Annotated in this window: 8 protein-coding genes; 7 read left to right on the plus strand and 1 reads right to left on the minus strand. The window is 46.5% G+C overall.

What is annotated here, in order from left to right; all coding sequences use genetic code 11:
- The first annotated feature begins 598 nt into the window (after nucleotides 1-598).
- The 7 genes from PHP87_RS09265 to PHP87_RS09295 all read left to right on the plus strand — a co-directional run bounded on the left by PHP87_RS09265 (nucleotide 599) and on the right by PHP87_RS09295 (nucleotide 7,731).
- Nucleotides 599-2,692, plus strand: a complete 2,094-nt coding sequence (locus tag PHP87_RS09265) for a polyribonucleotide nucleotidyltransferase (RefSeq protein ID WP_299920575.1) — start codon at nucleotides 599-601, stop codon at nucleotides 2,690-2,692.
- A 108-nt stretch (nucleotides 2,693-2,800) separates the two neighbouring features.
- The gene (locus PHP87_RS09270) at nucleotides 2,801-3,697 is read left to right on the plus strand and encodes a VanW family protein (RefSeq protein WP_299920576.1); all 897 of its coding nucleotides are present in this window, start codon (nucleotides 2,801-2,803) and stop codon (nucleotides 3,695-3,697) included.
- Between the two features lies 1 nt (nucleotide 3,698).
- Nucleotides 3,699-4,439 (plus strand): polysaccharide deacetylase family protein, encoded by a 741-nt coding sequence (locus tag PHP87_RS09275; RefSeq protein WP_299920577.1) that lies wholly within the window; start codon nucleotides 3,699-3,701, stop codon nucleotides 4,437-4,439.
- Nucleotides 4,440-4,522: 83 nt separating this feature from the next.
- On the plus strand, nucleotides 4,523-5,620 hold the full coding sequence (locus PHP87_RS09280; protein WP_299920578.1) for a D-alanyl-D-alanine carboxypeptidase family protein: 1,098 nt from the start codon (nucleotides 4,523-4,525) through the stop codon (nucleotides 5,618-5,620).
- An 82-nt stretch (nucleotides 5,621-5,702) separates the two neighbouring features.
- Nucleotides 5,703-6,977, plus strand: a complete 1,275-nt coding sequence (locus tag PHP87_RS09285) for a pitrilysin family protein (RefSeq protein ID WP_299920579.1) — start codon at nucleotides 5,703-5,705, stop codon at nucleotides 6,975-6,977.
- A gap of 33 nt (nucleotides 6,978-7,010) precedes the next feature.
- A complete protein-coding gene (gene dut / locus PHP87_RS09290; RefSeq protein WP_299920580.1) occupies nucleotides 7,011-7,448 on the plus strand; it encodes a dUTP diphosphatase in 438 nt (145 codons plus the stop codon).
- 13 nt (nucleotides 7,449-7,461) lie between these two features.
- Nucleotides 7,462-7,731, plus strand: coding sequence for a YlmC/YmxH family sporulation protein (locus PHP87_RS09295; RefSeq protein WP_299920582.1), 270 nt, complete (start codon nucleotides 7,462-7,464; stop codon nucleotides 7,729-7,731).
- Nucleotides 7,732-7,780: 49 nt separating this feature from the next.
- On the opposite strand, the gene PHP87_RS09300 is transcribed toward PHP87_RS09295, so the two are convergent.
- Nucleotides 7,781-9,034, minus strand: a 1,254-nt coding sequence (locus PHP87_RS09300) for a potassium transporter TrkG (protein ID WP_299920583.1), incomplete at its 5' end; no start/stop codon positions are given.

The following is a 9,034-nucleotide window of genomic DNA, read 5'->3' on the forward strand; positions in this document are numbered from 1 at the left end:
ACCTCAGTCTTACGGAATGTTACTCTGCAAAGTAATGTGTAAACTTTGGAAGCGCCGTATACCGAACGGTACGTACGGTGCTGTGGGAGGTCGGCTACTCAATTAATGGGTAGCCTCCTACCCGATTAAAATCCCTCAATGAAAAAAATGAGTCGGAATCCCCTGACCTGGCATAAGCCTATGGACTCCACAGATTTGCCGCATCTATAAAGCCGGCTCCTAAGCCCCATGGAAAAAGGTAACAATGTTCTTGTAGTAAATAATAAGAGTAAGATTGATTCTACTGCAAAAAGATATAAATAAGATTTTGCTTGCATAAAGATACTCCCTTAGTTACCCAAATAAAACTGGGGAGTATCACTGGTAGAGTTGCAGGAGCATTAGTATTACCTGAAGATGAATCCCTTATGCACCGTCCATGGCTTCGAACCCTTTTACTTGCTTGTTTTACCGGTGAAATTGCTTCATGCTTGGTAAATGTGGCACACAATATTCTTATGTAAGCATTATGCAGCAAAAGGGTTTTTGCAGGAATATCAAACAAATTCGAAAAATCTTATTTTGAAAGGAGGAAAACGAGATAGTTAAGAAGTATCAAATGGAGGTAGCTGGGCGACCACTAATTGTAGAGCTAGGACAAGTTGCCAAGCAAGCTAATGGAGCTGCTCTGATGAGGTATGGAGATACAGTTGTCCTGGTCACAGCTACAGCTGCCAAAGAACCCCGGGAGGGGATTGACTTTTTCCCTCTAACGGTTGATTACGAGGAAAAACAATACGCCGTAGGAAAAATACCGGGCGGCTTTATTAAAAGAGAAGGCCGTGCCACAGCCCAGGCTACCCTTTCGGCCCGCTTAATTGACCGGCCTATCAGGCCACTTTTTCCTAAAGGTTTCCGGAATGAAATACATGTAGTTGCTACCATTCTGTCGGTGGAGAAAGACAATGCTCCTGATGTTATCGCTATAACCGGAGCGTCTGTTGCTCTTTCCATTTCCGATATTCCCTTTGCCGGACCGGTGGCAGCAGTAATAGTCGGATTGGTAGATGGGCAACTGATAATTAATCCTACGGTGGAGCAACATCAGAAAAGCGATCTACACCTGGCTGTAGCGGGAACCAAAGAGGCTATCATGATGGTTGAAGGAGGAGCTAATGAGGTTCCAGAGGCGACTATGCGTGATGCCATTTTCTTTGCTCATGAAGAAATTAAGAAAATTGTGGAATTTCAGGAAAAGATCATAAGAGAAGTAGGCCTGCCCAAACTGCATGTAGAAATACCGGTTTTGGATGAAGAAATAAAAAAGGCTGTCGTTCAATATGCCACTCCATTGTTTGAAGAAGCGGTCAAGAATCCAGATAAGAAGACGCGGGAAGCCCAGATGGATACATCTCAGAAATCTGTTTTGCAACATTTTCTTGAGAACTATCCGGAAGAAGAAAAAAGGATTGCTGAAGTATTGGACAAGACCATGAAAGCAGTGGTTCGAAGAATGGCTCTGGAAGAAGGCGAACGGGTAGATGGCAGAAAAATGGATGAAATTCGGCAAGTAAGCTGCGAGGTTGGTTTCCTGCCCCGGCCTCATGGATCTGGTCTTTTTACCCGCGGCCAGACCCAGGTTTTGTCGGTCACCACACTGGGAGCCATCAGTGAAGAACAAAGACTTGACGGGCTAGGAATCGAAGCGCGGAAGAGGTATATTCATCACTATAATTTCCCTCCCTACAGCACGGGTGAAACCAAGCCCATGCGCGGACCGGGGAGACGGGAAATCGGTCATGGGATTCTGGCTGAACGGGCTTTGCTGGCAGTAATTCCGTCAGAAGAAGAATTCCCCTATACTATCAGGGTAGTTTCTGAAGTTCTGGAATCAAATGGTTCCAGCTCTATGGGCAGCGTTTGCGGTAGTACGCTATCGCTGATGCATGCCGGTGTTCCTATTAAGGCGCCTGTATCCGGTATTGCTATGGGATTGGTCAAAGAAGGGGAGCGTTTTGCCATAATGAGTGACATCCAGGGTATAGAGGACGCCCTGGGGGACATGGATTTCAAACTTGCTGGAACCGAAAATGGGGTTACCGCACTGCAGATGGACATAAAAATTACCGGCGTTAGCCGGGAAATAGTGGAGGCTGCACTCAAACAGGCTCGTGAGGGCAGGATGTTTATTTTAAAGAAGATGCTGGAAGCCATTGACAAGCCCAACGAGCAGTTGTCTCCTTTCGCCCCGCAGATGATCCGGATGCAGATTGACCCGGATAAAATCAGAGAAGTTATAGGCCCTGGCGGCAAGACCATTCATAAAATTGTGGACGAGACCGGTTGCAAAATAGATATTGAAGATGACGGTAGCCTCTTTATAATGGCTACCGATGAAGAGGCCGCGAAAAAGGCCCGATTCTTTGTGGAATCCATTGTTGCTGAAGTAGAGGTGGGTAAGACATACATGGGAACAGTCAAACGCATAATGGATTTTGGTGCTTTTGTGGAAATCATTCCCGGGGTCTTGGGTACATCAGGAAAAGAAGGCCTGGTGCACATTTCCCAGCTGGCAGAGGAAAGAGTAAATAAAGTCAGAGATGTGGTTGACATCGGGGATCAAATACTGGTCAAGGTAAGTGAAATAGACCGACAAGGCCGGGTAAACCTTTCCCGGAAAGCCGTATTGAAAGCAAACGCTAAAAACAAGTGATTAAGCTGGTTGAAACTGCATAAATTATCCCAAGTAAACCGAGTAACCTCGGTTTATTTGCATTTCTGGAGCTTGGTTATAATTTTCAACAAAATTGAATAGTAGCAAATGCCGGGGAATATTAATGTAGAAAAAGGCGGGGAGGGAGAGCAATTTATTAAAAATGGATTCTATACTATCAAAGTGAACAGCAGGGCTCTTTTTCTCTTTAGCTTTTTTATCACTATTTCGCTATTTACTAGCTGGCTTGACCAGGTGGAACGAAAAATATATGGGGTAAAACCAGGAGTTACTATGGCTGGAGAAAAGCTGGAGGGCTTACTTCCAGCTGAATTGCGCTTATGGCTTGAAGATATGGCTTTGCGCCAGCAGGAACTACCTGTAGAACCGGGTTTAGACAAAGAAACGGGAGAAGTCATTCATGAGCAGGAGGGCTGCATCGTTGATATTGAGGGCAGTGTGAGTAAAGCCTTGCAGGCCGGGGAAGGTGAGAAGCTGGATCTGCTGATGCGGGCAATTCCCGCGCGCTATTCCTGCCGGGATCTGGAAAGAATAAGCTCGAGCCGGGGATACTATGAAACCTGGTTCAGGGGGACTTACCAGCGTTATAACAATATTTCTCTGGCCTGTAGTGGTGTCAACAATAGCGTCCTATGGCCCGGACAGGATTTTTCTTTTAACGAAACAGTAGGTCCCAGGACGCCGGAGAGAGGCTACATGCCGGCACCGGTGTTTTTAATGGGGGCCAGCGAACTGGATTATGGAGGAGGGGTTTGCCAGGTATCAACTACTGTTTTTAATGCTGCTGAAAAGGCCGGCCTTAAAATTATTGAGCGTCATCTTCACACCCGGGCGGTTCATTATGTGCCAGAGGGTAAAGATGCCGCCGTAAGCTATGGAGACCTCGACCTCAAGTTTTCCAATAGCACAGATAATCCTTTGATCATCAAGGCTGGAATCATCCGGGGAAAGGTTTGGGTAAATATTATGGGGGAGGGAGATTGAATTGAAAATCTATTTTGTTTCCAGAAAAAAACTAATAGCTATGCTGTTGGTCTCATTGCTGCTGGGTATTTTTGCTCTATTCTCATTTATGCGCGGGGATGACAGCAGTGTTGCATCCAGGGTGCTTGATCCCGTATACCAGGGCAACAGCGGAGAGAAAGCGGTGGCCATAGCTGTCAATGTGGATTGGGGTGAGGAATGTATCCCACAGATGCTCAAAGCTTTTAAGGAAAATAATGCTACCGTCACCTTTTTTGTCAGTGGAAAGTGGGCAGAGAAAAATCCGGAGCTTTTAAAAGAAATGAAAGCCGCTGGACATAGCATTCAGAACCATGGCTACAAACATCTGCATTTTAATAATCTTTCAGCGGAGCAGGCCAGTGAGCAAATAAGAAAAGCAGAGGAGATCATCAATAAGATGATAGGGGAAAGAACCCGGTTTTTTGCTCCTCCTTATGGGGAATATAACCAACAATTAATGAATGTGGTGGCAGCTTTGGACTATGAGCTTATTATGTGGAGCATAGATACGATTGATTGGCAGCGTCCCGATTCCGCTACCATTGTAAAAAGAGTTGTCAGCAAGTTACACAACGATGCGATTATCTTGATGCACCCCACAGATCCCACGGTTAAAGCCCTTCCTGAAATACTGGGGAGCATCAAGCAAGAGGGTTATAAAATGCTTAGCATCGACAAAATTATTAAGCGGAGTGAAGGAGAAGGAGATAATAGTAATTGATGAAGCGCATTTTAAGGAAAGCAAAGTCGCTCGTCATATTTTTACAACCCTCATGCAAGAAAAAGGCTTTTTGCAGTATTATCATGCAATCTCTATTCATATTGCTTTGTTTGGGCGTTATGACTGCTCCTGTATTTGCGGCTCCGTATATCAGCTCCCCCTATTATTGCCTGATGGATGGTGAGAGTGGCCAGGTAATAATCTCCCAAAATGGGGATAAAGCTCGTCCCGCTGCCAGTACGGTAAAGATGATGACGGCCATCCTGGCCGTTGAATATGCTGGAATGGAGGAAGAAGCCACGGTGAGCAGCAACGCTGCTCGTACCCCCGAATATGGCATTGGCTTGAAGACGGAGCAGAAGATTGCAGTAGGTGAACTGTTGAAAGTAGCTCTTATCCGTTCTTCAAATGATGCAGCCGTAGTTTTGGCCGAACATATCGCCGGAGACGAAGGGTTTTTTGCCCACTTGATGTCCAAGAAGGCTTTTGTGATTGGAGCCTTTAATAGCCGCTTCAGCAATGCCTCCGGTCTTCCGGGTGGTGAACAGAACAGTACATCCTGTGATCTGGCGCAGATTGGGCGTTATGCTCAATCCCACCCCCAGATCAAGGAACTGGTGGCTACCCGGGAAAGCGAATTCAGGCACCCCTCATATGGCCAGCCATTAAGGATATGTAATACCAATTCGCTGCTAGGCAGCTATAAAGGAGCTAATGGCATTAAAACCGGTACAGCCAACGCTGCGGGGAAATGTCTGGTGGCCTCGGCTGTTCGGGATGGGCGCCACTTAATTGCCGTGGTTTTAAAATCCAGCGATAGGGCTGGCGATTGCATGCGGTTGCTCGATTATGGATTCAAGAATAGCTATCGGCAGAAAATAATTGATGCGGCAACTCCGTTTAAAGAATTGCAGGTATTAAACGGTGAAATTACCCCGGCCAAGATATATCCAGCCCGGAACCTTTACCTATGGGTAGGAGAGGACTCCCCCAATATCGAGAAAAGGGTAAAGATGAATTATGAACTGCAAGCTCCGCTGAGCAGGGGACAAAAAGTTGGCAGCCTGGAGGTTTATGCTGAGGGAAGGCTGGTGGAGAGCATGCCGCTGCTTTGCGGGGATAATGTTGCTCGGCGGAGTAATTTATTAAAAAGGATAATCAAGGATTTTATATTACCTTAACTCCGGCAATGAAAAAACCTGGTCGGGTATCTTTTTTGTCCTGGAATCGGATAGAATAAGATTATATGTTTTACATGGAGGTATGAAAGTGATAAATACATGGTTGCTGGACAAGCAGGCCAGGCTGATAGTAGAGGAGATTCCTTATTTGAGATCGGCAGCTCTGGGGGTTTATATCAAACTGGGATCCAGACACGAAAAAGAAGAAATAGCAGGAGCCAGCCATTTCATCGAGCATATGCTTTTCAAGGGCACCGAAAGCAGGTCAGCCCGTGATATCGCGGAGAGTTTCGAAGAGATAGGAGGGCAGCTGAATGCCTTTACTTCCAAAGAATATACCTGCGTTTATGCCCGAACCCTGGATGAAAACATCTCCTCAGCTATGGAGATAATTTTTGATATGCTCTTTAATTCCAACTTTGCTCCTCGGGATTTCGCCACGGAGAAAGAGGTCATTATCGAGGAAATAAATATTTATGAGGATACTCCTGATGATTTGATCCATGATTTATTTGCGCGCAACCTCTGGCAAGGGCACCCCATGGGCTCCCCTATACTGGGAACGCTGGATTCAGTATCTGCTTTCAGTCGGGACGAAATATTTGCTTTCTATAAAAAGTGCTATGTACCCTCCAATATGGTAATAGCTGTGGCTGGTAATGTGGATAAAAACCTGATAAGGGATCAGGTGGAGAGATCTTTAGCTCAGCAACCGGTCGCTTTGGTGGATTGGCCTCGCCCCAACCCCACGGCTTATTCGAACTTTGTAAGACTGTTAGAAAAGGAAACCGAGCAAGTGCAGATATGTCTGGGAGTGCCCGGGATATCTTATTTTGACCAAAACCGTTATGTACAGAATGTAATGAACAGTATACTGGGGGGAGGGATGAGTTCCCGCCTTTTCCAAAAAATTCGTGAAGAATTGGGATTGGCCTATTCCGTTTATTCCTCCCCTTCAACTTATTCAGATACCGGCTCTTATTCATTCTATATCGGTACCGGGGCGAATAAGATAGCTACTTTTTTTGAGGCTCTGTACAATGAACTGGAGTTTTTCGTGAGTAGAGGGGTCAGTGAGCGGGAAGTAAGACGAACCCAGCAATTGATTAAGTCCAGCATGTACCTGGGGCTGGAAAGCGTAATGAATCGCATGAGCCGCCTGGGTAAGTCTTTAATGATGTATGACCGGGTGATTCCCATAGAAGATGTAATCAACGAAATCCTCGCAGTTGATTCCAAGAAGGTGCAGGGTTTCTCTTCCGGCATACTGCAAAAGCCGGCTTTTTCCCTGGCGGCCATTGGACCGGCGGATGTCCTTCCCCAGGTGGAAAAAGAATTTTGTAAATGGTGGGGCTAGAAAACCCGGAGATAAACAAAAGGGGAGGAAACGATGAAAGTACTCTTTACCCGATTGCATTCCCATGACTTGCCTTTGCCGCGATATATGACCCCGGGTTCCTCTGGCTTGGATCTCTATGCTGCTATAGATGGGGAACTTATGATACCCGCAGCTAAGCTTGTGCTGGTTCCCACCGGCCTGGCCCTGGCTATTCCGGAAGGATACGAAGCCCAGATACGCCCCCGCAGTGGATTGGCCTTGAAGCATGGAATAACCATCTTGAACGCCCCCGGAACTATTGATGCCGACTATCGGGGTGAGCTAAAAGTGATAGTCATAAATCTAGGGGACAAAGACTATATTCTAAAAAGGGGTGAAAGGATTGCCCAGATGGTCTTTTCCCGGGTGGAAAAGGCTGAATTGATGGAGTTGGAATCCCTGGACGAAACCTTGCGAGGGACGGGAGGATTTGGTCATACCGGTGTCTAAAGGAGGGTCTTTTGTGCGGCTTAATGAACTGGTGGGAAAAGAAATGGTCAATATATATGATGGGATGAGAATGGGAACAGTAGGGGATTCGGATTTGCTTATTGATGAAGAGAGCGGGCTAATTATTTCCATTATACTACCGAATCGCAACAACGCCTTGAACTTTTGGGTAGATCGGCAGAAGATGGTTGTTCCCTGGGAGGCGGTTAAGAAGATTGGGCGTGAGGTAATTGTAGTTGATGTGAATAACACCCACATGCGGCTGAAGAACAATTCGCTATAGGTCAAAAAGAGAACAAAAAGAAATACCCCCTTATTTTCTGTGTTTTCTGTTATTCTCGCCAGAAGTCGGGGAGGAAGAGGAGAAGCATGGGATAGATTTCCAGGCGTCCGACCAGCATCAGGAGGCTTAGAAGATATTTCCCGCTATCGGCGATAAAGGAGTAATTGTCCATAGGTCCTACTTGCCCCAGGCCGGGGCCGATATTGCCCAGGCAGGAGGCGGCGGCCGTTATGCTGGTGAGCAAGTCTATGTCCAGGCAGCTCAGGCCAATGGTTCCCAGGGCCAAAAACATTATGTAGAGAAAGAAAAACTGCAGGACATTGATTAAGAGGCTATCACTTATTATCCTATCGTTAAAACGCAGGGAAATTACCGCTTTGGGATGGATAATCCTTTTTATTTCGATCATTGACCGGTGCAGCAATATCAGGTAGCGGCCCGGTTTTATGTTTCCACCGGTTGATCCCGCGCAACCTCCCACAAACATCATTAGGAAGATAATACCCAGGGCCATATTAGGCCAGAGCTCGAAATCAACACTGCTATAACCCGTGGTGGTCACAATGGTAACCACCTGAAAAAAAGCTGCCCGCAGTTTGCCTTCGCTAGAAAGCTCGCTACCGCCAAGGCTGAGGGAAAGGACAACTAAAAGACTGGCAACAACGACAATGGCGGTATAAAATAGGAACTCCCGATTTTTTAGGTAAACCTGCAAATTGCGTTGTTTAAAACCCAGATAGTGCAGGGTAAAATTGACCCCGGCAATGAACATAAATAGGGTAAGGGTCCACTGAATGAGGGGGCTGTCATAATAACCAACGCTGGCATTGCGTGTGGAAAAGCCCCCGGTAGCCATAGTGGCAAAAGTGTGGCAAAGGGAATCGAAGATATCCATACCGAAGAGGTATAGCAAAACCGCACAACAAACACTCAAGATGATATAAGTTATCCAGAGTTTTTTGGCGGTTTCCCGCACACGGGGGCTGATTTTACTGGCAACGGGTCCGGGAACCTCAGCTTTAAACAGGTGGTTGGCTTGGGCTCCCATACCGGAAATAATGGCCACGAAAAGCCCGATTATACCCATGCCTCCCAGCCATTGGGTAAGGCTTCTCCAGAATAAAAGGCCTTTGGGGGTTGCTTCCACATTGGTTATTACACTGGCTCCGGTGGTCGTAAAACCGGATACGGTCTCAAAAAATGCATCAGCAAATGAAGGCAGGCATCCGGTAAAGATGTAAGGGAGGCTGCCAAAGAGGGAGGCCAAAAGCCAACCCAAGCTGACAATTACAAATCCTTCTTT

Source organism: Syntrophomonas sp. (genome assembly GCF_028707975.1).
GTDB lineage: Bacteria > Bacillota > Syntrophomonadia > Syntrophomonadales > Syntrophomonadaceae > Syntrophomonas.